The following is a 25,145-nucleotide window of genomic DNA, read 5'->3' as shown; positions in this document are numbered from 1 at the left end:
GTCCCGAGGAGGAACCGTGCAGCAGCACGCAGACCACCCCCGCACCGACGACGCCCTGAACTCACTCCTGCACCCCCGCTCCATCGCGATCCTCGGCGCATCCGACACCCCGACGAAGCTGTCGGGGCGGCCCGTCGACTACCTCAAGCGGTTCGGGTTCACGGGCCGCATCCTTCCCGTCAACGCCAAACGCGATCGGGTGCAGGGCCTCACCGCCTACCGAGGCCTGGACGACATCGACGGAGACATCGACCTCGCCATGATCATGCTGTCGGCCGAGCAGTGCGCCGACGCCGTCCGCGCCTGCGGCCGGCGCGGCATCCCCGCCGCCATCCTCGGTGCCTCGGGATTCGCCGAGGTCGGTGGCCGGGGCGTGGAGCTGCAGGAGGACCTGAAGGCCGCGATCGCCGAGAGCGGGGTAAGGGTGCTCGGCCCCAACTGCCTCGGCATGATCGCCTCCCGCGAGCGGGCGCTGCCCACCTTCACCTCCGCGCTCGACGAGGACGCTGACCTGGTGGAGGGCCCGATCGCCTTCCTCAGCCAGAGCGGCGCCTTCGGGGGCTTTGTGTTCAACGCCGCCCAGAACCTCGGCATCGGGATGTCCCACTACCTCAACACCGGCAATGAGGTGGACCTTTCGGTCGCCGAGCTGGTCGACGGTCTGGTGCGCAGCGACGACACGGAGGTGATCCTCGCCTACCTCGAAGGTGTCACCGGCGGCCGCCGTCTCCTGGACGCCGCCCGGGAGGCGCACGAGCGGGACAAGCCGATCATCGCCGTCAAGGTCGGCCGTTCCGAGGCGGGCGCCCGCGCCGCCCAGTCCCACACGGCTTCGCTCGCCGGTGAGGACGCCGTCTTCGACGGGGCGATCAGGCAGTACGGCATCCTGCGCGTGGACGGCCCCGAGTCCATGCTGGAGGCCGCCCAGATCTTCTCCACCGGCCGCCGCGCGGCCGGGCGCAGGCTCACCTCCCTGTCCGTCTCCGGCGGTGCCGGGGCCCTGATGGCCGACGCGGCGGCGGGCCACGGCATCGAGGTCCGCGCCTGGGACGAGGAATGGCAGCGCACGATGGCCGCCGCGATCCCTGTGTACGGATCGCCGCGCAACCCCGTCGACCTCACCGGCAGTCTCATCGCCGAACCCGACATCCTGCGGCGGTCGTTGAAGGTGGCCGTCGAGCACCCGGGCACCGACATGATCGCCGTCCTCCTGGGCTGCGCGGACAACTGCGCCGACACGCTCATCGAGGCCCTCGACGAGGCGTACCGCTCGACCGACCGCCCGTTCGTCGTGGTGTGGACGGGTGGCAGCGGCCGCCCCCGCGCCCGGCTGCGCGAATTGGGCATCCCCTGCTACACCGACCCCGCCCAGGCCGCCCGCGCCCTCGGCCTCCTCGCCGACTTCAGCCTGCGGCCCGCACTCCCCGCGCCCGTGCGGCCCGCCGACGTCGACCGCGAGGCCGCCCGCGCCGTCGTCTCCCGCGCCCGCGCGGAGGGCCGCACCCAGCTCGACGAGTACGAGTCGACGCAGCTGATCGCCGCCTACGGGGTGCGGGCCGCGGCCTCGCGCCCGGCCGCCGATCCGGGCGAAGCAGCCACCGCCTCCCAGGAGTTGGGCGGGCCCGTCGCCGTGAAGCTGCTGTCCGAGCGGATCGGGCACAAGAGCGACATCGGCGGCGTCCGGCTCGGTCTCGACAACGCGGAGGCCGTGCGCGAGGCCGCTACCGATGTACTGCGCATCGCCCGCGAGGCCGGCGTGGACGACGCCCGCGTCCTCGTCCAGCGGATGGCCGACGTCGGCGGCACCGAGCTGATCGTCGGCGTCAAGAACGACCCGGTGTTCGGGCCCGTCGTGGTGACCGGGCTCGGCGGCATCCTCGTCGAGGCGCTCGCCGACAGCCGGGTCGCCGTCGCCCCCGTCGACACGGCGGGCGCCCGCCGCCTGCTGCTGTCCCTTCGCGGCAGCCGTCTGTTCGGAGAGGTGCGCGGCAAGCCCGCTCGCGACGTCGAGGCCGCCGCCGACACGATCGCGCGGCTGTCCTGGCTGGCCGCCGACCTCGCGGAGGAGCTCGCGGAGCTGGACGTCAATCCGCTGCTCCTTGCCGCGGTGGGCGAGGGCGCGTCGGCGGTGGACGCGCTGGCGCACCTCACCCCCGCCAACTGACCGTCACGGAAGGGAGTTTCACGATGGAAGCAGACGAGTTCGAGGCGGTCGTCGCCGCCGTCCACACCCTCGTACGGGAGGACGTCGTCCCGCGCGAGGACGAGATCGAGGAGACGGACGCCATCCCGGAGGACGTCCGCCGCAAGGCCGTCGAGATGGGCCTGTTCGGGTACACACTGCCGGAGGCGTACGGGGGCCTCGGGGCCAGCCTGTCCGAAGACGTCCGGCTCGCCTTCGAGTTCGGGTACACGACGCCCGCGTTCCGCTCGATGTTCGGCACCAACAACGGCATCGCCGGCAAGGTCCTCGACAACGCGGGCACCGAGGAGCAGAAGAAGCACTGGCTGCCCCGGCTCGCCGAGGGCGCCGTCGCGTCGTTCGCGCTGACCGAGGCGGAGGCGGGCTCCGACCCGTCGGGCCTGACCACGCGCGCCGTCCGGGCGGGCGACGGATACGTCATCAACGGAAGCAAGCGGTTCATCACCAACGCCCCGCTCGCCGACCTGTTCGTGGTCTTCGCCCGCACCGGCGAGGAGGCGTCCGGGACGAAGGGCATCTCCGTGTTCCTCGTCGAGGCGGGTCTTCCGGGCGTCACGGTCGGCCCGAAGGACGCCAAGACCGGGCAGGCGGGCGCCTGGACCGCCGAGGTGTCCTTCGACGACGTACGCGTCGACAAGGGCGCGCTCGTCGGCGGCGAGGAGGGCGCGGGCTTCGGCACGGCCATGCAGTCCCTCGTACGCGGCCGTGTGCACATCGCGGCGCTGTGCGTCGGCATGGCCGAGCGGATCCTGGAGGAGTCCGTCGCCCACGCGGCGACCAGTAAGCAGGGCGGCCACCCCATCGGTGAGTTCCAGCTCGTGCAGGGCATGCTCGCCGAGATCCAGACGGGTGTGCTCGCGGGCCGGGCCATGGTCCTCGACGCCGCCGAGAAGTACGACTCCGGCGAGGACCGCAGGATCCGCCCTTCGGCCGCCAAGCTGTTCTGCTCCGAGATGGTCTCCAAGGCCGCCGACCTGGCCGTACAGATCCACGGCGGCATGGGCTACATGCGCGGCACGGTCGTCGAACGCTGCTTCCGCGACGCCCGGCTCTTCCGCATCTACGAGGGCACCAGCGAGATCCAGAAGGTCATCATCGCCAAGCAGCTGCTGCGGCAGGCCCGGTCATGATCGAACCAGCCGTGGACGTGCGGTGCGAGGGCCCGGTCCACACCCTCACCCTGAACCGGCCCGCCCGGCGCAACGCCCTCGACCTCGCCGACCGGCGCGAACTGCTCGCCGCGCTGCGGGAGTCCGGGCAGGATCCGGAGTGCCGGGCGATCGTGCTGACCGGTGCGGGCGAGGTGTTCTGCGCGGGCGGTGACATCCGCTCGATGTCACAGGATCCGCGCGTCGCCCGCGAGCGCCTCGCGGTCGTCAATGACGTGGCCCGGGCACTGGTGTGCTCGGCGAAGCCGGTGGTCGCCGCGGTGCGCGGAGGGGCGTACGGGCTCGGTCTCGGGCTCGCCGCCGCCTGCGACTACGTCGTGGCCGCCGACGACGCCCGGTTCGTGGCCTCCTTCGCCAAGATCGGGCTCACCGCGGACTCCGGACTCAGCTGGAGCCTCGCCCAGCGCGTCGGACCGGCGCGCGCGAAGGAACTCATCCTGTTCGCCGAGGACTTGGACGCCACCGAGGCCCGGCGGATCGGCCTGGTCAGCGAGATCGTCGAGGGCGAGAAAGTGGCCGTGCGGGCGCGGGAGCGGGCAGAGCGGCTCGCCGCCGCATCGCCCGCCATGGTCGCCGCCACCAAGCGGATCTTCGCCCAGGAGGCGCAGGACCTGGACGCGGTCCTCGAAGCGGAGGCCGCGGCGCAGGTCGAACTGCTCGGCGGCGAGGGCTTCGTGGAGGGCCGGGCCGCGTTCCTGGAACGCCGCCGCCCGGTCTTCCCGGCCTGAGCCGACAGCCCGTACCCGCACGCGTATCCGTATGCGTAAGGAAAGCCCGTACCTGTACGCGTCCCGTACTCGTACGCGCAAGGAATGAGAGGAGAACGTATGCCTCACCCAACGGCGTCCCGCTCCCGCCCTCTTGAGGGCATGCGGATCGTCGAGCTCTCCAGCTACGTGGCCAGCCCGCTCGGCGGGATGACGCTGGCGCAACTGGGCGCCGACGTCATCCGCGTCGAGCCGCTGAACGGGGCGCCGGACCGCACCCGGCACCCGCTCGCCGACAGCGGTACGAGCCTGTACTGGTCCGGCCTGAACAAGGGCAAGCGGGCCATTGAGGTCGACCTGCGCAGCGAGGAGGGGCGCGAGCTCGTCGCCGGTCTGGCCACCGGGGGCGGCCCGGGCGGCGGCATCGTGCTCGCCAACTCCGAGCGTTATCAGGACCTTTCGCACGAGGCGCTGGCCGCCCGCCGCCCCGATCTGATCCACGTGCTGCTCACCGGACGTCGGGACGGTTCGGCCGCCGTCGACTACACCGTGCAGGCCGCCACGGGGTTTCCCCAGCTCACCGGCCCTGAGGGCACACACGACCCGGTCAACCACCTGATGCCCGCCTGGGATGTCGCCGCAGGCCTCTACCTCGCCGTCGGCCTGCTCGCCGCCGAACGCCACCGGCTGCGCACCGGCGAGGGCCAGCAGGTCCGCGTCGCCCTGGAGGACGTGGCCCTGGCGACCGCCGGGAACCTCGGCTACCTCGCCGAGGCCCAGCTCGACCCCGCCCCACGCACCCGCGGCGGGAACTACGTCTACGGCACCTTCGGCCGCGACTTCGCCACCGCCGACGGCGGCCGCCTCATGGTCGTCGCCCTCACCACCCGGCACTGGCAAGGGCTGTTGGGCGCCACCGGTCTCACCGACGCGGTCGACGCCGTCGGCCGCGCGCTCGGCGCCGACCTCTCCGACGAGTTCGAGCGCTACACCCACCGCAAGGTCCTCGGCGAACTGCTTGCCGGCTGGTTCGCGGCACACACCCTCGCCGAGGCCCAGGAAGCGCTCGCCCGCACGCGCGTGCTGTGGTCCACCTACCGCAGCTTCACCGAACTGGCCGCGAACGACGCCCAGTTGCTGCGCGAGAACCCGCTGATGGCCCGCGTCGGCCAGGACGGCATCCCCGCGCACTGGGCACCCGGCTCCCCCGTCGTCGTGGACGACACCCAGTCCCCGCCCGCACCCTCGCCCACGGTCGGCCAGCACACCGACGACGTACTGCGTGCCGAACTGGGGCTAAGCGAGGCCGAATTGGAGAAACTCGGCGAGGCCGGCGTCATCCGCCACCGCCGCCGGGCCGCGCACCCGTTGACCACGACCACAGGAAGCTGAAGACACCCATGGCACTACTGGCCGACAAGACCGCAGTCATCACGGGCGGCGCCCAGGGCATCGGGCTCGCCATCGCCAGGGCCTACGTCCGCGAGGGCGCGAAGGTCGTGCTCGGCGACCTCAACCTGGAGGCCGCGGAGGCCGCGGCCAAGGAACTCGGCGGGCCCTCCGTCGCGCACGCCGTACGCTGCGACATCACCGAGGCCGCCCAGGTGGACGCCCTGATCCGGGCCGCGATCGACACCTTCGGCTCCCTCGACATCATGGTCAACAACGCCGGCATCACCCGCGATGCCACCATGCGCACCATGACCGAGGACCAGTTCGACCAGGTCATCGACGTCCACCTCAAGGGCACGTGGAACGGCACCCGCAAGGCCGCCGCCGTGATGCGTGAGCAGAAGCGCGGCGCGATCGTGAACATCTCCTCGCTGTCCGGCAAGGTCGGCATGGTCGGGCAGACCAACTACTCCGCCGCCAAGGCCGGCATCATCGGCCTGTCGAAGGCCGCAGCCAAGGAGATGGCCCACCATGGTGTGCGCGTCAACGCCGTCCAGCCCGGCCTGATCCGCAGCGCCATGACCGAGGCGATGCCCCAGAAGGCCTGGGACCAGAAGATGGCCGAGATCCCGATGCGGCGCGCGGGCGAGGTCGAGGAGGTCGCCTCCGTCGCGCTGTTCCTGGCCTCGGACCTGTCCTCGTACATCACCGGAAATGTGCTGGAGGTGACGGGCGGACGGTTCATGTAGCCCCGGCCCGCCGAACGTCCTCCACCGACCCGCCAAGGAGCACCCCATGCGTGAAGCCGTCGTCTGCGAACCCGTCCGCACGCCCATCGGCCGCTACGGCGGCATGTTCAAATCGCTGACCGCCGTCGACCTCGGCGTCGCCGCACTCAAGGGCCTCGTGGAGCGCACCGGCATCAACCCCGAGGCCATCGAGGACGTCATCCTCGGCCACTGCAACGGCAACAGCGAGGCGCCCGCCATCGGCCGCGTCGTCGCCCTGGACGCGGGTCTGCCCGTCACCGTCCCCGGCCTCCACCTCGACCGCCGCTGCGGCTCGGGCCTGCAGGCCGTCCTCTACGCCGCTCAGCAGGTGCAGACCGGTGCGCACGAGGTCGTCGTGGCGGGCGGCACGGAGTCCATGAGCAACGCGGCGTTCTACTCGACCGACATGCGCTGGGGTGCGAAGGGCGCCGCCATCCAGCTGCACGACGGCCTCGCGCGCGCCCGCTCCACCGCGGGCGGCCGCAACTACCCAGTACCCGGTGGCATGTTGGAGACGGCCGAGAACCTGCGCCGCGAGTACGCCATCGGCCGCGAGGAACAGGACCGTCTCGCCCTCGCCTCCCACCAGCGCGCCGTGCGGGCGCAGGCGGACGGTGTCCTCGCCGAGGAGATCATCCCCGTGACGGTGCCCGGACGTCGTCCCACCGACGAGGGCACCGTCATCGACACCGACGAACACCCGCGCGCCGACACCTCGTTGGAGTCCCTCGGCCGCCTCAAGCCGATCCTGCGCCACTCCGACCCGGAGGCCACGGTCACCGCGGGCAACGCAAGCGGGCAGAACGACGCGGCCGCGATGTGTGTCGTCACCACCCCCGAGCGCGCCGAGCAGTTGGGCCTGCGGCCGCTCGTACGCCTCGTCTCCTGGGGTGTGGCCGGGGTACCGCCGAAGACGATGGGCATCGGTCCCGTCCCGGCGAGCGCGGTCGCCCTCGACCGGGCCGGGCTCACCCTCGCCGACATCGACCTCATCGAGCTGAACGAGGCCTTCGCCGCGCAGGCGCTCGCCGTGATGCGCGAGTGGGAGTTCGGCGAGAAGGACCTGGAGCGCACGAACGTGCACGGCTCCGGCATCTCGCTCGGCCACCCGGTCGGCGCCACGGGCGTGCGCATGCTCGCCACGCTGTCGCGCGAACTCCACCGCCGCGAGGCCCGGTACGGCCTGGAGACCATGTGCATCGGCGGCGGCCAGGGCCTGGCGGCGGTCTTCGAGCGGGTGACGTCGTGACCACTGCGCTTGTGCGTGCGACGGCGCTGGTCGAGGCGTTGGAGGAGGTCGTCGGCAAGGCCTCCGCCCGCCTCGCCGCGGCCCCCGCGACGGACGAGGACCAGACGGTCCCGTACGACATCGCCTCGGTGTCCTCGGCGGTCGCTGCCGCCCGCCACCTCCTCGACCTGGGCGCGTACAGCGCGGCCGAGGCGGATCTGGCGCTGCTCTTCGCCGCCGACACGGCCGCCGATCTGGCGGGCCGGACGGCCGGCCGCGAAGCCCTGTGGGGCCTGGACGGGACGACGGTGCTCGACGCGGCCGCCGAGCACATCGCGGCCGGGCGCGCGCCCGCGTTCCTGGACACCGTCGCCGAACGCGTCCTCGCGGCCGGCGGAGAGGCGGCCCCGCGCCACCTCTCGGACGAACTCCAACTGGTGCGCTCCACGTTCCGCGACTTCGCCGAGGCGAAGGTGAAGCCGGTCGCCGACGCCATCCACGCGGGCGACGAGGACATCCCGGACGAGATCGTCTCCGGCCTCTCCGAGATGGGCTGCTTCGGCCTTTCGATCCCCGCCGAGTACGGCGGCTTCGCCGAGGGCGGCGCGGACGAGCTGCTCAGCATGGTCGTGGTGACGGAGGAGCTGTCGCGGGCCTCGCTCGGCGCCGCGGGCTCGCTGATCACCCGGCCCGAGATCATCGGAACGGCGATCGCGCGCGGCGGCACGGAGGAGCAGCGCCGCCGCTGGCTGCCGCGTATCGCGACCGGCGAGAAGCTGTGCGCCGTGGCCGTTACCGAGCCCAACCACGGCTCGGACGTCGGTGGCATCACGACGACCGCCGTCCGCGACGGCGAGGACTGGATCCTCAACGGGGTCAAGACGTGGTGCACGTTCGCGGGGCGCGCCAACTACCTTCTCGTACTGGCCCGTTCGCACCCGGACCGCTCGGCGGGCCACCGCGGCCTGTCCCTGTTCGTCGTCGAGAAGCCGTCGTTCCCCGGCCACGAGTGGCGGGTCACGCAGGACGGCGGCGGCTCGGCGGAGGGCCGCGCGATCCGCACGCTCGGCTACCGCGGCATGCACTCGTACGAGGTCACCTTCGACGGATTCCGGGTCCCGGCGGACAACCTCATCGGCCTCGACGAGGGCCTCGGCCGCGGCTTCTATCTCCAGATGCAGGCCTTCGCCAACGCCCGTCTACAGACGGCGGCCCGCGCGGTCGGCGTCATGCAGTCGGCCCTGGAACTGGCTGCCGACCACGCACGGCAACGCCCCGTCTTCGGCCACCCCCTCACCTCCTTCCAGCTCACCCGGACCAAGCTGGCCCGCATGGCCGCCCACATCGCGGCCTGCCGCGCCTTCACCGCCACGGCGGCGCGGGCCATCACGGCGGGCGAGGGCGTCCTGGCCGCCGCCCAGGTCAAACAACTGGCCTGCCGGGCCGCGGAATGGGTCACCCGCGAGGCCCAGCAGCTGCACGGCGGCTATGGCTACGCCGAGGAGTACGCGGTGTCCCGCCTCTTCGTCGACGCCCGCGTCCTGTCGATCTTCGAGGGGGCGGACGAGGTGCTGGCGCTCCGGGTGATCGCGCGACAGCTGGCGAAGGGGGCGTCCCCAAGCACTTAAGAGGGCACCTCCAAGCCACTTGACGGGCATCACCAACCACTTAAGGGACATAGGCGCCGCTTATGGGCTCATAGGGAACAAGCGGCTACCAGCCCGCAGCGCGGGGGCCGACGCTCATGGCATGACGACAACCGACACGGCAGCCGGCGCAGTGCCCGGAGTGGTCAAGCCGACCTCCGCCCAGCTCATGGAGGACACCGGCACCGGTCTGGACTTCGGTACCCGGGCGGACCGGATGCCCGGCCACCTGACCCCCAACGACCGCTTCTTCGTCCGCAGCCACTCCCCCACGCCGAGGATCGACGCCGAGGAGTGGTCCCTGCGGATCGAGGGCGATGCCGTGCGGTCGCCCGCCACCTTCGGCTACGACGACCTGTGGCGGGCGTTCCCGCTGGTCTCCGTCACGCGCACGATCGAGTGCGCGGGCAATCGCCGTGTGCTGTTCGGCCGGCAGCACGGTCGGCGCATCGCGGGGACGCCGTGGGGCCGCGGCGCGGTCAGCACCGCCGAGTGGAACGGCGTACGGCTGCGTGACCTGCTCGAGGCGGCGGGCGTCGGCCCGGACGCGCACGACGTCATGCCCGTGGCGCTCGACGAGTGCGGCGCCCGGCGGCCCATGCCCCTGGACAAGGCGATGGCCGACGACACCCTGCTCGCCCTCGCCATGAACGGCGAGCCGCTGCCGCCCGACCACGGCTACCCGGCCCGGGTGGTGGTCTCCGGCTGGCTGGGGGCGGCCAGCATCAAGTGGGTCGGCCGCATCGAGGTGTCCCGCAGACCGATCCACGTCCCCTGGAACACCGAGGACTACGTCCTCATCGGCCCCGACCACCCGGCGCACGGGCCCGTCCTGGGCACCCCCATCAACGAACTCCCGGTGACCAGCCTGGTGGAACTCGACTGGCCCGCACACCTGAAGCCGGAACCCCAGCTCGTACGCGGACGGTCGTTCGCCGGGGAGCAGCGCATCGCCTCGGTGGCTTACAGCATCGACCGGGGCCCCTGGCACGAGGCCCGGCTCACCGGCTCCCGGGAGGCCGGCGCCTGGACCCGCTGGCACTTCACCTGGACCCCCGACCCGGGCGACCACACCCTCTCGATCCGCGCCACGGACGACACTGGCCGCACCCAGCCGGCCCACGTCCCGTGGAACCGGCTGGGCTACCTCAACAACCAGATCCTCGACCACCCCGTGCACGTCGCAGCAGCGGTCACCGGCTGAGGCACCGAGAACCCGCAGGCCCAATGCCCCCAACTCCTCATTGCAGCACGGCCGTTGACTCCCGTACGACCAGTTGCGTCGCCAGTTCCACCCGGTGTGTGTCGGGCTGTTCGCCCCGTGCCTGGCGCAGTACGGCGCGCAGGGCCGCGCGGCCCATTTCCTGGAGGGGCTGGGCGACGGAGGTCAGGGCGGGGACGGAGTCCCTGGCGAGGGCCGTGCCGTCGAAGCCGACGAGGCTCAGGTCCTCCGGAACCCGGATGCCGCGCCTGCGGCCCTCGCGCAGGACGCCGACGGCGATCGCGTCGTTGCCCGCGAAGACCGCGGTCGGCGGGCGCGTACGGGACAGGAGGGTGCTCAGCCCTTCGATGCCGTACTCGGCGCGGAAGCGGCCGTGCAGGACCAGCTCGGGGTCGGACTCGATGCCGCGCGAGGCGAGCGCGGACAGATAGCCGTGCAGACGCGCCTGGTTGCACTCGATGGCCTCCGGGCCGCCGAGGTAGGCGATGCGGCGGTGGCCGAGGTCCAGGAGGTGTTCGGTGGCGGCCTTGCCTCCCGCCCAGTTGGCGGCCCCTACGCTGACGACGTCGGCGGGCGGCGGGTTGTAGGAGTCGATGACCACGACGGGGATGTGCCGGCGGAGGAAAGCGGCGAGTCCTGATTCGCCGTAGGCCGAGGTCACGACGATGACCCCGGCGCGGCCCTCGTTGATGATGCGCTGCGCCTTGCGGCCGAGGACGGGTTCGGTGGTGCGCCGGCGTCCGGTGGTGCCGACGACGATCTCGACGCCTGCGCTCGCGGCGTGGTCGAGGATGCCGTTGAGCAGTGCCGAGGGGTACGCGGAGTCGATCGCGTCGAAGGCGACCTCGACGACGTCGGGCCCGGAGGGCGCTCGACGCTGGGACGGCGAGCGGTAGCCGACCTCCTCCAGAGCGGCCAGCACCTTCGCACGGGTCTCGTCGGCCACGTCCGCCCGCCCGTTGACGACCTTGGACACCGTCGCGGTGGAGACTCCGGTGCCGCGCGCGATGGCGGCCAGGGTCGGCTTGGCCGAGGAGGACGGGAGCGACACAGGGCCTCCTGAGTATCGAAACATTTTCGGTGACGGCAGCTTGGGCCGCGGTGCCATCGGCGTCAACCCCCGGGCGCCAAATCTTCTCTGTGCACGGCCTCTTGACCGCCCCCGTCGCCACTTCTACGGTTCCAGGGTCTCGAACAATCTTCGAAATATTTCGGTCCCGTCCCTCAACGCCGAGGAACGGACGAACACGGCCGCGGGACCCTCACCCGGCAAAGGAGATCTGTGACCACCGCCAAGAAGGCACTCGTCGTACGCGGAGGCTGGGACGGGCACCAACCCGTCCAGGCCACCGACCTGTTCATCCCGCACCTGAAGGCCAACGGCTACGACGTACGCGTCGAGGACTCGCCCAAGGTCTACGCAGACGCGGCGTACATGGCCGGCGTGGACCTGGTGATGCAGTGCATGACGATGTCCACGATCGAGCGCGAGGAGTTCGCGGGGCTGCGCACAGCCGTCGAGAACGGGACCGGGCTCGCCGGATGGCACGGCGGGATCGCCGACTCCTACCGGAACACCGCGGACTATCTGCACCTCATCGGCGGCCAGTTCGCCTGCCACCCCGGCAAGCACCCCGACGAGCGCAAGGGCGAGCAGGCGGACAACTACGTCCCGTACACGGTGAACATGCTCCCGGCGGCGGCCGAACACCCCATCACCGAGGGCATCGAGGACTTCGACCTCGTCACCGAGCAGTACTGGGTCCTCGCCGACGACTACATCGACGTGCTGGCCACCACCACGCAGAAGATCCGCGCCTGGGACCCGTGGCACCGGGAGGTCACCTCGCCGGCCATCTGGACACGGAAGTGGGGCAAGGGCCGCATCTTCGTGTGCACACCGGGACACCACGTCGAGGACCTCGAGCACCCGAGCGTGCGCACCGTCGTCGAAAGGGGCCTGCTGTGGGCAAGCCGTTGAACGTGGGCAGGCCGTTGAACGTCGGCATCATCGGATGCGGGACCATCGTGGGCCAGTACCTGGCGAGTCTGCGCAGGCTGGCCGACGTCGAGTTGGTCGCCGTGGCCGACCTGGACGCGGACCGTGCGCGCGCGGTGGCGAAGGAGTGGGACGGGGACGTACGCGCGGTCCCCGTCGACGAGTTGCTCGCCGCCGACGACGTGGACCTCGTCCTCAACCTCACGATCCCCGCCGCGCACGCCGAGATAGCCCTCAAGGCGATCGCGGCGGGCAAGCACGTGTACGGCGAGAAGCCGCTCGCGGCCACCACGGACGAGGCCCGCCAGGTGCTGGAGGCCGCACGGCAGGCGGGCGTCGTCGTCGGCTGCGCGCCGGACACGGTGCTCGGCACCGGCATCCAGACCGCGCGCAAGGCCATCGACGACGGGCTCATCGGCCGCCCGGTCGCGGCGACGGCGACGATGGTGACACCGGGCCACGAACGCTGGCACCCCAACCCTGACTTCTACTACGCGCCGGGCGGCGGCCCGCTCCTCGACATGGGGCCGTACTACATCACGGCCCTGGTCACCCTCCTCGGACCGGTCACCTCGGTGATCGGCGCCGCGAGTCACCCCCGCTCCGAGCGGGAGATCGGCAGCGGCCCCCGGGCCGGTGAGCGGGTGCCGGTCGAGGTCGACACCCATGTCACGGGGGTGCTGGTGCACGAGTCCGGCGCGCTTTCGACGCTCGTGGTGAGCTTCGACGCGGTCGCGACACACTCCTCGAACATCGAGGTCCACGGGCCGCGGGGGTCCCTCGCGGTCCCCGACCCGAACCACTTCGCCGGCGACACACGCCTGTTCCGCCTCGGCGCCGAGACATGGGAAACGCTCCCGGTCTCCGCCGGCTACAGCGACTCCGGCCGCGGCTACGGCATCGCCGATCTGGCCGCCACGCTCCCGACGCACGAGCCACGTGCGTCGGGCACGCTGGCGTACCACGTCCTTGACATCATGGAGTCCCTGCTCGGCTCGGCGGCGGGCGGCACCTCCGTCACGGTGTCCAGCCGCGCCCCGCGTCCGGCGCCGGTGCCGCTCGCCGATCTGTCGCGTACGGGGGTGGGTGCGCCCTAGCGGGAGCCGATCGGGGTCAGACGCGCACGGGCTCCTCGACGGCCGGCGGCGCCGGGAGCACGGGCTCCCAGGCGAACGGCGGGTCGGGGAGCTCGTGCCGCAGCACCGAGGCGACCTCGGACTGGAACAGTTCGAGGGAGTCGCGGTGCTGAGTGTCCGTCAACCCGCTGCCGTCCGCGTGCAGATGCAGCACCGAGTGCCCGAACTGCTCGTAATAGCGGTGCACCTTCTCGATGATCTGTTGCGGGCTGCCGATCAGGGCTGAGCTGCGTTCGACGAAGTCCTCGACGGTCTCGAAGACCACGGGGAGCCCGGACTGCCGCTGGAACGCCAGCGTCGACTCGAAGATCGGCCGGTACACCTTCACCGCCTCTTGCGAGGTGCGGGCCACGTACAGCCCGGCCGTACCGGCGCCGACGGCGATCTTCGCCGGGTCGTGGCCGTAGTGCTCCCAGCGCTCGCGGTAGTGGCGGATCAACTCGGCATACGGCTCGATGGGGTTGGTGACGTTCGCCGAGAACAGCGGGTCGCCGTAGCGCGCCGCGAGGTCCACCGATTCCTTGCTGGTGGCGCTGCCGTGCCAGACCCGGACCGGCTGCTGGTACGGCCGTGGCCACACCTCGGCGTCGGTCAGCGGCGGGCGGAACCGGGTCGCCGCGGTGACCTTGTCCTGCCGCCAGAGCTTGCGGAACACCTCGTAGCTCTCGGCGTTGCGGTCCCACTGGTCCTCGGGCGTGACGTGGAACAGCTCGCGCTGGGCGGTCCCGTTGCCCTTGCCGATGATCAGGTCGAGGCGCCCGTCGGAGAGGTGGTCGAGCGTGGCGTAGTCCTCGTAGGCGCGCACGGGGTCGAGGAGGCTGAGCGTGGTCACCGCGGTGAAGAGGCGGATGCGTCTGGTCAGCGCGGCGATGTGGCTGAGCACGACGGTCGGTGAGGAGGAGATGAACGGCCGCTCGTGCCGCTCCCCCACGCCGAACCCGTCGAACCCCAACTCCTCGGCGAGCACCGCGTGTTCGAGCACTTCGCGGAACCGTTCGTGGGTCGGTTTCTGGATGCCGGTGACCGGGTCGGGCCGGTGGGTGATCAGGGTGATGGCGAGGAACTTCACGAGGCCACCTGCTCGCCGTGCAGGTCGGTGGTCGAGGACCGGTGGAGGGCGAGGGACACAGGGATTCTCCGATCGGGGTCACCTGTTGCGGCAGTGCCGGTCAGGTCGGCGAGCACGGTCGCGGCGCTCATCCGGTGGCCGCGAGGAGCTGCGTGCGGCCGCCCAGCGCGGCGGAGAACTGGTCGGTGACCTGGGCCAGGGCCTCCGCCGAGCCCGGCGCGACGGTGAGCGTGCCGTCGTCGCCCACCTTGATGTCCTTGTCGAGCGTGAACCAGCCCGGCGTGATGTGGTCGGGCCCCATGGATGCGAGGACCGGACGCAGGGCGTAGTCGATCGCCAGCACATGGGCGGTGGAGCCGCCCGTGGCCAGCGGCAGCACCGTCTTTCCGGCCAGCGCGTACTGCGGCAGCAGATCGAGGAGCGACTTCAACAACCCCGAGTAGGCGGCCTTGTAGACCGGCGTGCCGACCACGACTCCGTCCGCCCGCTCGAACAGCGCCGTGGCCTCGACGATCGCGGGATGCCTGAAGTCGGCGTGGAGCAGGGCCTCGGCCGGGATCGTCCGCACATCGAGCGGAATCACCTCGTGTCCCTGACCGGCGAGCCGGGTGTCGAGCGCGCGCAGCAGACGGGCGGTACGAGAGGTGGGGGACGGACTGCCGGAGACGGACAGGACGGTGGCCATGGGGGCCTTCTCTCTGGGTTCGGGACGGCCGCGACCGAGTGGGTCGGGCGGAGGCCGTGGGGTCAGGGGTGCCCCGGTGCGAGGGCGCGAACGGAAGAGACACGTGCGCTGACAGGCACAAGGGCTCGGTGGACCGAATCAGGCGCACGGGGGCGACGTTCCCGGACAAGGGAGGTCAGCGGGTGGGATCCGCGAGGGGGAAGGGGAGCGACGCGTGTGCGAGGGGTTTCGCGGGCGCGCTCAGACCCGACAGCGACAGAAGGAGCTGGAGACACGCGCGAGATCGACGTGGCGTCGCTGCGTGAGGTCCTGTCGCTTCATGTCATCGATCAAAGCAGCGGAAAGTCCGGCCGGTCAACAGCGCCCGGGCCGGATTCCACATTCTGAGAGATTCCGAGAGCCGGAAGTCGCCGTCACACCACCGTCACCGGGTGCCGCACCACCGCGTCGAAGAGGTACCCCTGCGTGTTGGGCACCGCGACGTCCGGCTGGCTGCGGCCCGCGGTGTCGGTGGCTCGGACCAGGACATGGGTGACGCCGGAGGTGTCGGGCTTCCAGGGCACGGACCAGCGGGTCCAGGTGCCCGCGCGGGGCCGGTCGTGCAGCCGGGCGGGCCGCCAGCTGGCCCCGCCGTCGGTGCTGACATCGACGCGCGCGACGCCGCCCGCCCCCGACCAGGACCGGCCGTGCAGCACCTGCGCCTCCCCCACCGGGAACCGGGCGCCGCTCGCCAACTCGAAGGCGCTCTTGATGGTCTGCCGGGTCAGCGGCGCGCTGCCGTTCTCCGGGTAGCCGGGGCCGAACAGCCGGTAGAAGGTGGTGTTCCACGGTGAGAACAGCGGCTGCGCGGACACCTCGATGTCACCGACCCACTTGATCGAGGCGATCCCGACCCACGACGGCACCAGCACGCGCACCGGGTAGCCGTGGTCGTACGGCAGCGGCTCGCCGTTCATCTCGTACGCGAGCAGGACGTCGTCCAGCGCCTTGGCCAGCGGCAGCGGACGGCGCACCCGGCCGAGGTTCTCCCCTTCGCTGACGTACTCGGCGTCCAGCCCACGCGGTTGTACGTCGACGGCGCCCGACGACAGCCCTGCCTTCCGCAGTACGTCGCCCAGGCGCACCCCGCGCCAACGGGCGACGCCGACCGCGCCCAGCGTCCACGCGGTGCCGGTCACCGTCTCGCCCTGCTGGGACGTGTAGTAGCTGCGCCCGTTCCCGGCGCACTCGACGAACGCGGTGCGGGTGACGGCGGGCAGGGTGCGCAGATCGTCGTAGCCGAACTCCACCGGCCTGTCCTCGCCGTGCGCGCCCCGCAGCCCGCTGCCCCACAACCGCAGCCGCCAGTCGGCTGCGTCGAGGACGGGCGTGGCGGTGTGATTGCGGACGAAGAACCGCTCGTTGGGGGTGAGACGGCCGGTCCCGCGCAGGGCCTCCCAGCGGGTCTCGGCGTTGGTGCCGCGCTGGATGAACCACTCGGGCGGCAGCGGTTTGACGATGGGCGCGTCGGCGGCGTGTGCCGGGCGCGGCGCGGGGAGCGTGGTGGCGGTGGCCGTGGCGGCGAGCAGGGTGAGCAGCCGGCGGCGGCTGACCCCGTCCGCGCGGGCGTCCCCGGCCAGCCACTGGCGCAGTCTGCGCCGGTCGTAGGCGGTCTCGTCGAGGCGGGGTGCGGGGTGAGGTGTGGGGCGGGGCGGCGGCACGGCGGATTCGGGCAACGGGGATTCGGGCAGCGCGGATTCAGACATGGCGGTCCTCGTGATCAGTGGAGTGGGGCGGCGGCGCGCGGGACGTCCAGCGGCTGGACCGACGCACCCAACAGAGCTGCCACATACGGCAGTTGGGTCCCGGCCCATGCGGCGAGTGATCAGTCAGGGAACCGACAGAGCGCGGCAGCGACGCGGACGAGGTCCACGGTGCGGCGACGCGTCAGAGGCTCCGGCAGTGACATGGCGCGATGCAAGCACGCGGGGCGTGAGGGTGTCAACGGCGCCTGGTATCAAGGCGGTTGAGTATGGGTGGAGCGGTCGGCGGGCCGCAGCACCACGGTCACAGCCATGGCCGCCGACGGGCCTCGGCGCGTCCCGGCCCCCGCGCCCTCCCCGCTGGCATCATGACGCCAGTACGTCATGCCGAACCGGCGACGTACCCAGCCGATGGACGAACCACGGGGGCGTGGACATGCATGGCGGCAAGGTCGCGGTCGTAGGCGGAAGCATCGCGGGATGCGCGGCGGCGCTCGCGCTGCGGCGTGGCGGGGCCGACGAGGTCACCGTGTACGAGCGCGCGGCGGGCCGCCTGGCCGACCGTGGCGTCGGCCTCGCCATGCACAACGCCCGTTACGCCGAACTGGAGTCGGCGGGCCTGGTCGACGCGTCGATGCCGTACCACCAGGTCGCCCGTCGCCGCTGGTACGTACGGGACGACGACGCGGCGGCGAGCGGTCCACTGGGGCGCGAGCTCGCGGTGCTGCCGTTCCCGTTCCGCACCTACAACTGGGGCCCGCTCTGGCGGGAGTTGCACGGCCGGGTGCCCGAGGAGGTCGACTTCCGGCACGGCTCGGCGGTCGAGGCGGTCGAGGTGACACCGGAGGGCGCCGCCGTGCACGCGGACGGGCGCACCGACCGCTACGACATGGTGATCGGCGCGGACGGCTACCGGTCGGCGGTCCGCGCGGCCGTGCACCCCGACGTCCGACCCACGTACGCCGGATACCTGGCCTGGCGCGGCGCCTACCCGTCGGCCAGGCTGCGCGATCCCGGCCTGTGGCCCGAGGACGAGTGCGTGTACGTCGTCTTCCCGGGCGGACACCTCGTCACGTACCGCATCCCGGACGGCGGCCAGGGCGGTCACCGGGTCAACTGGGTCCTGTACACGGCCCCGCCGCCCGGACTCGACCAGGGCCTGCAGACTCCGACGACCCTGCCTCCGGGCACGGCGGGCGACGGCCTCCGCGCCCATCTCGCCTACGTGGCCGAGGAGTTGTTGCCCGCCTTCTGGGGTGACGTGGTGCGGGCGACGACACACGACGAGCTGTTCCTGCAGCCCCTCTACGACTTCACGGCGCCGCGCTACGCGGTGGACAGCGCGCTGCTGATGGGCGACGCCGCCACGGTCGCCCGGCCGCACACGGGCGCGGGCGCCGTCAAGGCACTGCAGGACGCCACGGCCCTCCAGTCGGCCCTGGCCTCCGCGTCCACCTGGTCGGAGGCCCTGTCCGCGTACGACGCCGATCGCGCACCCACCGGCCGGGTCATGGTCGACCTCGGCCGGCGGCTCGGCCGGGGCCTGGTCCAGGAGACCCCGGACTGGCGGTCCCTCGACCAGGCGGGCCTGGAGGCGTGGTGGCAACGGGCGGACGGTACAGGGGCGTTCGGCGGGGCGCCCCGGGCGCGTACGTGAACACATTTCGGGCATGCAAGAAGCAGCGACTGCCGCCGGACGGAACTCTCCGGCGGGACGCCGCCGAGCGTGGGGGAGGGAAGCTCCCCTTCCCTCCCCCACGCGGACGCCCTGCACGGGGCGGAGAGCACGGGAGGCCGCTCCGCACAGCACATGACAGGGCGTGAGCTGGGGCCGCCGAAGGTCGGCGACGCGGCCCCAGCGGCCTGCGGTCTGTACAAAGGGGCCCGGGGACAGGGGGCCGTGGCGGCGCGCATCCGCGACCGCCGCAACCGAACGTACAACCCTTACCCAGAGTTCGTCAGGTCTTCCGCGAGACAACTCGCATCCGGAGTCGTACGCCCGCGGCCCACTCCGGGGTGCCTGCGGTACGAAAACCCCGAGGCCCCGGACGTACGGTCAGCGGTCCCCGCCCTGCCCCGCGCTGCCCATCGGGCCGACCTTGACGGCGGAACCGGAGCCGTCGGTGACCGGCAGGCTGGCACCGCCCGGCCACGCGAGGGAGAACGACTTCGTCTCGTCGGGCGGGGTGACCACCAGCGTGCTGACCTTGACGCCGGAGCCGCCCGAGTCGTTGATCGGGTAGGTGACACCGAAGTCCACCGACTTGCCGCTCTCCAGGGTCATCGGCGTGGATTCCTGGCCGCTGCGCTGCGCGGACAGGTCCCCCTCGCTGGTCTTCAGGTCGACGCCGGCGTATCCGGACAGGACGCAGCCCTGGTCGCCGCGGTTCTTGAACGTGACCGCGACCGTGCCCTCGGTGTCGCCGCCGACCGTGGCGTCACCCGCGGTGATCTCCAGGTCGTCGGTGCGGCACTTCTCGGCCCCGGTGTTCGCGTCGGAACCGCTGCCGCCGGCCGTGCCCTGCCCGTCCTCGTCGCCGCCCTTGCCGGTGGGGTCCGTCCCGCCGCCCTGCTCCGAACCGCCGCCCGTGGACGAGGCGGAGGAGGATGCGGAGGACTCCGACGACGAGCCGCCCTGTGCCACGTCGTCGCCGTTGCAGGCCGTCAGCGACAGTCCCGCGGCGACGGCCAGGGCGGCGAAGGTGAGCTTGCGAACGCTGCGAACACGCATGGATTCTTCCTCGGTCTTGGTGGGAGGTGGGAGGTGGCCGACCGCTCGGGCCGAGTCGGTACGAGCGGCCGTCTCTGATCACCAGGACCACGCCGACCGGGCGAACCGTTCCGCCCAAGGCCCCGCTAAGACATGGCTGTTACGTACATCCGGTGGCACGACGAGCGCGACCACGGCCCCACGCCGCCGAGGGGCCGGGAGAAGCGGGGTTCCCGCGCCCCTGCCTCGCCGGTACGCGGTCGTCACCCGCCGGGACAGACTCGTGACCCGGAAGATCTTGACCACGTGACTGGCTCCGCACACGAGTGTCTCCGCGGAGGGGCACCATGAATGCCTCCACGCCACGAACGCCCACGGAGATCCACAGAGAAGGGAGCACTCAGTGGCCACCACAGCGGACGCCCTGATCATCGGTGCCGGAATCGTCGGCTCCGCCACGGCCTTGGAGCTGGCGCGCCGCGGCCTGGACGTGCTGGTCGTCGACAAGGCCGGCGGCGCAGGCATGGGGTCGACGAGTGCGTCGAGCGCCGTCGTCCGGTTCAACTACTCGACGCTGGACGGCGTCGCCGTCGCCTGGGAGTCGAAGTTCCGGTGGGAGGCGTGGGAGGAGTACCTGGGTCATCGGGACCCTCAGGGCCTGGCCCGGTTCCACCGCTGCGGCAAGGTCATGCTGGACGTGCCGCTGCTGCCGCGCCAGAAGATGACCGCGCTCTTCGACCGCGCGGGTGTCCTCTACGAGGAGTGGGACACCGAGACGCTCGCGCGGCGGGTGCGGGGCTTGGACACCGGCTCGTACTTCCCGCCCAAGCCCGTGGACCGCGAGGAGTTCTTCGACGATCCGCACGGCAGCCTGGGGGCCGTCTACACCCCCGATGCCGGGTACGTGGACGACCCCCGCCTGGCCGCGGCCAACCTGGCGGCCGCCGCCGCGCATCGGGGCGCCCGCTTCGCCTTCCGGCAACAGGTCACGTCGCTCGCCCGCGAAGGAGCTGTCTGGCGCGCGACGATCGACGGCCGGGACCCCGTCGAGGCCCCCGTCGTCGTGAACGCCGCGGGGCCCTGGTCGAGCGCCGTGAACAGGATGGTCGGTGCCACGGACGACTTCACCATCGGGGTCGCCCCGATGCGCCAGGAGGTGCACCATGTGCCCGCACCGGCCCAACTCCTCGCGCCGGACGCCGACTTCTTCGTGATCGGCGACATGGACCTGGGCACGTACATGCGCCCCGCGGCCGGCGGGAACCTGCTCATTGGCGGCACCGAGCCGGAGTGCGATCCGCTGGAGTGGATCGAGGATCCGGACGCCGCGAACCCGAACCCCACCGTGGCGCGCTTCGAGGCCCAAGTCACCCGCGCCGCCCGGCGCTTCCCCGACCTCACGGTCCCGAACCGGCCCCAGGGCGTCGCCGGCGTCTACGACGTCGCCGACGACTGGACGCCCATCTACGACAAGACATCCCTGCCGGGCTTCTACGTCGCCATCGGCACCAGCGGCAACCAGTTCAAGAACGCACCGATCATCGGCTCACTCATGGACCGGATCATCGACGCCGTCGAGAACGGCCACGACCACGACGCCGACCCGGTGCGCTACACCTGCCCGCACACGGGCCACGCCGTCGACCTCGGCACCTTCTCCCGAAAGCGCGAGGTCAACACGGAATCGTCGGGCACGGTCCTGGGGTAGTCACGCGCCGCCGGGCGCCAGGTGGGTCGTTCGCACGCCACGACAGCATCACTTCATCCGCGGCCGACAACCACGCAGCTCGGGCGCCCCTTCCCCGTTCACGATCTCGTCCGCGACGAGCCGCCCGACGGTGGGCGCCAGGGTGACACCGGAGTGCATGACGGCGACGTAGGCGGACCGGTCCCGCGTCACGTGTCCGATGAGGGGGCCATGCGCGGGCATAGGACGACTGACGGTGCGGTGGCCGAGCAATCGACACCGTTCGCTGCCGCGGAAGGCCGTCTGCACATGCCGAAACGCGTCGCGCACGGCCCGCTCGCGTTCCGCTCGCCCGGGAACGTACGACAGCGCCAGCAGAAGCTCCCCGTCACACACCTCCCGGGCCTCGAAATCGGGGCTCACCGCGATGGTCCTGACCAGTCCGGGCGGTGCGCTGATCCGCACCAGGGTGGCCGGGGAGGCGGCGACGGGCAGGTCGGCCGGCAACGGCGCGCAGATCTTCGGTACGCCGATCCCAGCCGCGACCACGACGGTGTCGGCGGCCTGCGCCCCGGCCGATGACAGCACGCCCACGACTCGTTCACCGGCCAACTGCAGGGCGCTGACGGCCGTTTCGTAACGCACGGTTGCTCCGTGGGCGGTGGCCGCGGCGAGGAGGGCGCGGGTCAACGCCGGGGCGTCGACACCGATGTCGCTGGGAACGTGGACGGCCCACTCCGGGGGACCCCGGAGGTTCGGCTCCAGGGCAGCGAGGTCACTCGCCCCGATACAGAACCGCCCTGGCCCCAGCCGCGACGCCTCATCCGGCCCGCCTCCCCAATGCACCGAGCCGGTACGCCGGACGGTGACACCCGGCAGTTCGCCCTCCAACCGTCGGTAGTCCGCCAGCACGTGCTCACGCAGCTCTCGCGCTCCACCGGGCCAGTCACCACCCGCCCCACCAGCCCAGGCGAAGGAGTCCCCGGTGACCCCGGCGGCCGGTTCCGCCCTTTGCTCGAGCACGGTGACGGGAACAGCCCGACGCGCCAAGTGGTAGGCCACCGAGGCCCCGACGATTCCCGCACCGACCACAACAACGGCTGCCATGAGGTCCTTTGCGATAGCCCGTGCGGCTGCCCGGTCTGGAGCGGCGGCCGCACAGACACAGTCCGGCAGTCGTGAATCATGCCGCAACAGGATTTACGGCGCAGTGCGCCTTTCGAGGCGGGTGCCCTTGCGGAGGGTGATCGACATCAGGTCGCTGGGTGCGTCCAGTTCGAGGCGGCGCCAGCGGCCGCGGGGCACGACCGCGGCGGTGTCCGCCCGCAACCGGACCATGCCCTCGGTGCCGGACCCGTCGGGACGGAAGTACAGGCGGACACCCCCGGTCAGGCAGCACACCGCTTCCTCGGCTTCCGGGTGCATCTCCCAGTGGTCGGCGTGGACGTCGGCGTCGGTCTCGACGTGGAACGTGGCGACCTGCCAGGCGTCGGAGTCGCCGCCGGCCATCTGCCGTTCGGCGGCTTGGACGCCGCCGTCGGCGCTGAAGCGCAACGCCGAGGCGAACAGGTCGATGCTGGTGGTTGTCATGACGGGGTTCCTTCCAACTTCTGTGCGGCGGCAGTGGGTTGTGGAGGTGGTACGACGATGTGGCGGCGTGGCAGCACACCGATGGCCACGACCGCCGCCAGCAAGAAGATGGCAGCGGACAGGGCCAGGCCCAGGGCATAGCCGTCGTTGAGCGCGGCGGGGCCGGTGGCCGCGCCGGTGTGCTGCGCGGCGACGGTGGCCAGGGCTGCCAAGCCGATGCAGCCGCCGAGTTGACGGGAGCTGTTCATGAGGCCGGAGGCCATGCCGGCCTCGCGCGGAGCGACCCCGGTGGTCGCGGCCGCGGCGACCGGGGCCAGGACGAGTCCGGCGCCGACGCTGGTGACGAGAGACGGGCCGAGCACGTCGGCGAGGAAGCCGCCGTCCGGACTGATGAAGGCGAACCAGGCCAGGCCCGCGGAAGCCAGCAGGGCGCCCGGCACCAGGGACGTACGAGGAGTGCGTGCCGCGGTGATGCGGGTCGCGACGACGGTCCCCGCGACGAGCCCCAGGGAGAAGGGGAGAAATGCGGTGCCGGTCGCCGCGGCGCCCATGCCCAGCACCTGTTGCAGGTACAGGGATACGAAGTAGAAGGCCGTGAACTGCCCGGCCGCCGCCAGGAACACGAGCACGTTCGCACCGGCCACCCAGCGGCTGCGCAGCAGCCCGAGACGCAGCAGGGGCGCGGAGACCCTGGACTCGGTGACGACGAAGGCGGCGAGGAGGACGGCCGCGACGGTGAGCATCGCCCAGGTCACAGGTGAGCCCCAGCCTTGGGTGCCGGTGCGGACGACCGTGAACACCAACAGTCCCACACCTCCCGTAGCCAGGACGGCACCGAGGACATCGAGCCTCTCGCGGCCCGGGAGACGGGCGTCGGCCGGTACGCCGACGGCGACCAGCGCAAGGGCTACCGCGACGACAGGCAAATTGATCAGCATGACCCATCGCCAACCCGCGTACTCGGCCAACACCCCACCCGCCAGCACGCCCAGCGCGCCACCCGCGGCGTTCACCGCGCTCCACACGCCGAGCGCGCGTACCCGTCCGGGGCCTTCGGTGAAGGTGGTGGTGAGCATCGCCAACGCAGCCGGCGCGGCTGCGGCGGCGCCGACGCCCTGCCCCGCGCGGGCGACGATCAGTTGCCAGGGTTCCTGAGCCAGCCCACCCGCCAGCGAGCACAGCCCGAAGACGGTCAACCCCAGCGTGAACATCCGGCGTTGGCCGTACAGATCGCAAGCGCGTCCCCCGAGCAGCAGGAATCCGCCGAACGTGAGCGCGTACACGTGCACGACCCAGGACAGGTCGAGCGGCGCGAATCCCAGCGCGGTGCGCATCGCGGGTAACGCGACGTTGACCACGGACATGTCCAGGGCGACGACGAACTGGGCGACGGCGGCTGCCGCCAGCACCACTCCAGGCCTCCCCCGTGAGTTTCTATACATGTAAGAAAAGGTAGCGCCGAGGGTCGCCCCTGTCGACTCCTGGGGGATGATGGGGGCATGCAGCAGCCGTCAACACCGCGCAAAACCCCGGGCCGACCTCCCCGTATCTCTCGCGAGGAGATCATCGGGACAGCTCGCCGGATCGTGACCGAGGAAGGCGTGCGCAAGCTGACCATGCGTCGGCTGGCCACCGAGATCGGCAGTACGCCGATGGCGCTCTACCACCACGTGCGCGACAAGGAAGAACTGCTCGTCCTGCTGCTGGACGACTACGCGGCGCGGGCACTGACCCGCCCCGAACTTCCCGCCCGCCCGCGCGAGCGGGTCGTTGTCGCCGCCGCCGCGATCCACGAGGCGCTCGCCGCATGCCCCTGGATCGTGGAGGTGCTGACCGCCGACGACCTGATGTCCACGTCGGCCCTGTGGTTCGTCGAGCAGATCGTCGACGGCCTGGTCGAGTGCGGACTCTCCCTCGACCAGGCCGTGCACGGCTACCGCGCGATCTGGTACTACACCGCGGGCGAAATCGTGATCAGGACAACCGCGGCCCGGAGGCGCGCCGACAACGACCGCACGACCTACCGGGAACAGGTCTTCGCCGAACTCGACCCGGGCGAACTGCCGCGCTTGGCACAGGCCGCGGAGCGCTGGGCACCCCTGACCGCGAAAGACACTTACAAGGACGGACTTAGAGCCCTGGTGGACGGCCTAGTCGTCAGCCCCTGACGAACGACTGACTGCCGATACG

The 25,145-nt window shown here is 71.8% G+C and carries 23 protein-coding genes; 13 read left to right on the top strand and 10 right to left on the bottom strand.

Annotated features, from left to right (window positions below; genetic code table 11):
* Positions 1–16 precede the first annotated feature (16 nt).
* From ACYSUO_RS08755 to ACYSUO_RS08720, 8 genes are all read left to right on the top strand, one after another.
* Positions 17–2,164, top strand: a complete 2,148-nt coding sequence (locus ACYSUO_RS08755) for an acetate--CoA ligase family protein (RefSeq protein ID WP_461775472.1) — start codon at positions 17–19, stop codon at positions 2,162–2,164.
* Between the two features lie 23 nt (positions 2,165–2,187).
* Positions 2,188–3,333, top strand: coding sequence for an acyl-CoA dehydrogenase family protein (locus ACYSUO_RS08750; RefSeq protein ID WP_461775471.1), 1,146 nt, complete (start codon positions 2,188–2,190; stop codon positions 3,331–3,333).
* Complete coding sequence (locus ACYSUO_RS08745) at positions 3,330–4,100, top strand: enoyl-CoA hydratase/isomerase family protein (RefSeq protein ID WP_461775470.1); 771 nt, start codon at positions 3,330–3,332, stop codon at positions 4,098–4,100. Before ACYSUO_RS08750 ends, ACYSUO_RS08745 begins: the two co-directional genes overlap by 4 nt.
* Positions 4,101–4,199: 99 nt before the next feature.
* Positions 4,200–5,471, top strand: coding sequence for a CoA transferase (locus ACYSUO_RS08740; protein ID WP_461775469.1), 1,272 nt, complete (start codon positions 4,200–4,202; stop codon positions 5,469–5,471).
* A gap of 8 nt (positions 5,472–5,479) precedes the next feature.
* Positions 5,480–6,220 (top strand): 3-oxoacyl-ACP reductase FabG, encoded by a 741-nt coding sequence (gene fabG, locus ACYSUO_RS08735; protein ID WP_461775468.1) that lies wholly within the window; start codon positions 5,480–5,482, stop codon positions 6,218–6,220.
* Positions 6,221–6,266: 46 nt separating this feature from the next.
* Positions 6,267–7,490 (top strand): acetyl-CoA C-acetyltransferase, encoded by a 1,224-nt coding sequence (locus ACYSUO_RS08730; RefSeq protein WP_461775467.1) that lies wholly within the window; start codon positions 6,267–6,269, stop codon positions 7,488–7,490.
* Positions 7,487–9,097, top strand: a complete 1,611-nt coding sequence (locus ACYSUO_RS08725; protein ID WP_461775466.1) for an acyl-CoA dehydrogenase family protein — start codon at positions 7,487–7,489, stop codon at positions 9,095–9,097. Before ACYSUO_RS08730 ends, ACYSUO_RS08725 begins: the two co-directional genes overlap by 4 nt.
* Positions 9,098–9,218: 121 nt before the next feature.
* Positions 9,219–10,319: a sulfite oxidase gene (locus ACYSUO_RS08720; protein WP_461775465.1), complete on the top strand. Its 1,101-nt coding sequence runs from the start codon at positions 9,219–9,221 to the stop codon at positions 10,317–10,319.
* A gap of 37 nt (positions 10,320–10,356) precedes the next feature.
* On the opposite strand, the gene ACYSUO_RS08715 is transcribed toward ACYSUO_RS08720, so the two are convergent.
* Entirely contained in the window at positions 10,357–11,388 is a 1,032-nt protein-coding gene (locus ACYSUO_RS08715) for a LacI family DNA-binding transcriptional regulator (RefSeq protein WP_461775464.1), read from the bottom strand.
* 231 nt (positions 11,389–11,619) lie between these two features.
* Between ACYSUO_RS08715 and ACYSUO_RS08710 the strand changes: the two genes are divergently transcribed.
* Together ACYSUO_RS08710 and ACYSUO_RS08705 are read left to right on the top strand one after the other, a co-directional pair.
* Positions 11,620–12,318 carry a ThuA domain-containing protein gene (locus ACYSUO_RS08710; protein WP_461775463.1) on the top strand — a complete coding sequence of 233 codons (699 nt, stop codon included), beginning with the start codon at positions 11,620–11,622 and terminating at the stop codon, positions 12,316–12,318.
* On the top strand, positions 12,303–13,433 hold the full coding sequence (locus ACYSUO_RS08705; RefSeq protein ID WP_461775462.1) for a Gfo/Idh/MocA family protein: 1,131 nt from the start codon (positions 12,303–12,305) through the stop codon (positions 13,431–13,433). Before ACYSUO_RS08710 ends, ACYSUO_RS08705 begins: the two co-directional genes overlap by 16 nt.
* 16 nt (positions 13,434–13,449) lie before the next feature.
* Here ACYSUO_RS08705 and ACYSUO_RS08700 read toward each other — a convergent pair whose 3' ends face one another.
* The 5 genes from ACYSUO_RS08700 to ACYSUO_RS08680 all read right to left on the bottom strand — a co-directional run bounded on the left by ACYSUO_RS08700 (position 13,450) and on the right by ACYSUO_RS08680 (position 16,971).
* Positions 13,450–14,541, bottom strand: a complete 1,092-nt coding sequence (locus ACYSUO_RS08700; RefSeq protein ID WP_461775461.1) for an LLM class flavin-dependent oxidoreductase — start codon at positions 14,539–14,541, stop codon at positions 13,450–13,452.
* Positions 14,538–14,672, bottom strand: coding sequence for a hypothetical protein (locus tag ACYSUO_RS08695; RefSeq protein WP_461775460.1), 135 nt, complete (start codon positions 14,670–14,672; stop codon positions 14,538–14,540). Before ACYSUO_RS08695 ends, ACYSUO_RS08700 begins: the two co-directional genes overlap by 4 nt.
* Positions 14,669–15,226, bottom strand: a complete 558-nt coding sequence (gene ssuE / locus ACYSUO_RS08690; RefSeq protein WP_461775459.1) for an NADPH-dependent FMN reductase — start codon at positions 15,224–15,226, stop codon at positions 14,669–14,671. The genes ACYSUO_RS08695 and ssuE overlap by 4 nt, the downstream gene beginning before the upstream one ends.
* Positions 15,227–15,466: 240 nt before the next feature.
* Positions 15,467–15,547 (bottom strand): putative leader peptide, encoded by an 81-nt coding sequence (locus ACYSUO_RS08685; RefSeq protein WP_353962433.1) that lies wholly within the window; start codon positions 15,545–15,547, stop codon positions 15,467–15,469.
* 92 nt (positions 15,548–15,639) lie between these two features.
* Positions 15,640–16,971, bottom strand: a complete 1,332-nt coding sequence (locus tag ACYSUO_RS08680) for a sulfite oxidase (RefSeq protein ID WP_461775458.1) — start codon at positions 16,969–16,971, stop codon at positions 15,640–15,642.
* A gap of 433 nt (positions 16,972–17,404) precedes the next feature.
* Between ACYSUO_RS08680 and ACYSUO_RS08675 the strand changes: the two genes are divergently transcribed.
* A complete protein-coding gene (locus ACYSUO_RS08675; protein WP_461775505.1) occupies positions 17,405–18,625 on the top strand; it encodes an FAD-dependent monooxygenase in 1,221 nt (406 codons plus the stop codon).
* A 399-nt stretch (positions 18,626–19,024) separates the two neighbouring features.
* On the opposite strand, the gene ACYSUO_RS08670 is transcribed toward ACYSUO_RS08675, so the two are convergent.
* The gene (locus tag ACYSUO_RS08670) at positions 19,025–19,699 is read right to left on the bottom strand and encodes a DUF4232 domain-containing protein (protein ID WP_461775457.1); all 675 of its coding nucleotides are present in this window, start codon (positions 19,697–19,699) and stop codon (positions 19,025–19,027) included.
* Between the two features lie 382 nt (positions 19,700–20,081).
* Between ACYSUO_RS08670 and ACYSUO_RS08665 the strand changes: the two genes are divergently transcribed.
* Entirely contained in the window at positions 20,082–21,386 is a 1,305-nt protein-coding gene (locus ACYSUO_RS08665; protein ID WP_461775456.1) for an NAD(P)/FAD-dependent oxidoreductase, read from the top strand.
* Between the two features lie 48 nt (positions 21,387–21,434).
* Here ACYSUO_RS08665 and ACYSUO_RS08660 read toward each other — a convergent pair whose 3' ends face one another.
* The 3 genes from ACYSUO_RS08660 to ACYSUO_RS08650 form a co-directional block, all read right to left on the bottom strand.
* Positions 21,435–22,472 carry an NAD(P)/FAD-dependent oxidoreductase gene (locus tag ACYSUO_RS08660; protein WP_461775455.1) on the bottom strand — a complete coding sequence of 346 codons (1,038 nt, stop codon included), beginning with the start codon at positions 22,470–22,472 and terminating at the stop codon, positions 21,435–21,437.
* Positions 22,473–22,565: 93 nt separating this feature from the next.
* Positions 22,566–22,955 carry a cupin gene (locus ACYSUO_RS08655; RefSeq protein WP_461775454.1) on the bottom strand — a complete coding sequence of 130 codons (390 nt, stop codon included), beginning with the start codon at positions 22,953–22,955 and terminating at the stop codon, positions 22,566–22,568.
* Positions 22,952–24,397: an MFS transporter gene (locus ACYSUO_RS08650; RefSeq protein WP_461775453.1), complete on the bottom strand. Its 1,446-nt coding sequence runs from the start codon at positions 24,395–24,397 to the stop codon at positions 22,952–22,954. Before ACYSUO_RS08650 ends, ACYSUO_RS08655 begins: the two co-directional genes overlap by 4 nt.
* Positions 24,398–24,454: 57 nt before the next feature.
* Between ACYSUO_RS08650 and ACYSUO_RS08645 the strand changes: the two genes are divergently transcribed.
* Entirely contained in the window at positions 24,455–25,123 is a 669-nt protein-coding gene (locus ACYSUO_RS08645) for a TetR/AcrR family transcriptional regulator (RefSeq protein ID WP_461775452.1), read from the top strand.
* Positions 25,124–25,145: the final 22 nt, after the last annotated feature.

The sequence above is a fragment of the Streptomyces sp. UC4497 genome (genome assembly GCF_054871485.1).
Note: the sequence above shows the minus strand (reverse complement) of the source record. Positions and strands in the feature narration are given on the sequence as shown.

What these genes read in the sequence shown, in the direction of transcription:
- ACYSUO_RS08750 (WP_461775471.1), top strand. Translation starts at nt 2,188, where the DNA reads ATGGAAGCAGACGAGTTCGAGGCGGTCGTCGCCGCCGTCCACACCCTC.
- ACYSUO_RS08745 (WP_461775470.1), top strand. Translation starts at nt 3,330, where the DNA reads ATGATCGAACCAGCCGTGGACGTGCGGTGCGAGGGCCCGGTCCACACC.
- ACYSUO_RS08740 (WP_461775469.1), top strand. Translation starts at nt 4,200, where the DNA reads ATGCCTCACCCAACGGCGTCCCGCTCCCGCCCTCTTGAGGGCATGCGG.
- fabG (WP_461775468.1), top strand. Translation starts at nt 5,480, where the DNA reads ATGGCACTACTGGCCGACAAGACCGCAGTCATCACGGGCGGCGCCCAG.
- ACYSUO_RS08730 (WP_461775467.1), top strand. Translation starts at nt 6,267, where the DNA reads ATGCGTGAAGCCGTCGTCTGCGAACCCGTCCGCACGCCCATCGGCCGC.
- ACYSUO_RS08720 (WP_461775465.1), top strand. Translation starts at nt 9,219, where the DNA reads ATGACGACAACCGACACGGCAGCCGGCGCAGTGCCCGGAGTGGTCAAG.
- ACYSUO_RS08695 (WP_461775460.1), bottom strand. Translation starts at nt 14,672, where the DNA reads ATGAGCGCCGCGACCGTGCTCGCCGACCTGACCGGCACTGCCGCAACA.
- ssuE (WP_461775459.1), bottom strand. Translation starts at nt 15,226, where the DNA reads ATGGCCACCGTCCTGTCCGTCTCCGGCAGTCCGTCCCCCACCTCTCGT.
- ACYSUO_RS08685 (WP_353962433.1), bottom strand. Translation starts at nt 15,547, where the DNA reads ATGAAGCGACAGGACCTCACGCAGCGACGCCACGTCGATCTCGCGCGT.
- ACYSUO_RS08680 (WP_461775458.1), bottom strand. Translation starts at nt 16,971, where the DNA reads ATGTCTGAATCCGCGCTGCCCGAATCCCCGTTGCCCGAATCCGCCGTG.
- ACYSUO_RS08675 (WP_461775505.1), top strand. Translation starts at nt 17,405, where the DNA reads ATGCATGGCGGCAAGGTCGCGGTCGTAGGCGGAAGCATCGCGGGATGC.
- ACYSUO_RS08670 (WP_461775457.1), bottom strand. Translation starts at nt 19,699, where the DNA reads ATGCGTGTTCGCAGCGTTCGCAAGCTCACCTTCGCCGCCCTGGCCGTC.
- ACYSUO_RS08660 (WP_461775455.1), bottom strand. Translation starts at nt 22,472, where the DNA reads ATGGCAGCCGTTGTTGTGGTCGGTGCGGGAATCGTCGGGGCCTCGGTG.
- ACYSUO_RS08655 (WP_461775454.1), bottom strand. Translation starts at nt 22,955, where the DNA reads ATGACAACCACCAGCATCGACCTGTTCGCCTCGGCGTTGCGCTTCAGC.
- ACYSUO_RS08650 (WP_461775453.1), bottom strand. Translation starts at nt 24,397, where the DNA reads ATGTATAGAAACTCACGGGGGAGGCCTGGAGTGGTGCTGGCGGCAGCC.
- ACYSUO_RS08645 (WP_461775452.1), top strand. Translation starts at nt 24,455, where the DNA reads ATGCAGCAGCCGTCAACACCGCGCAAAACCCCGGGCCGACCTCCCCGT.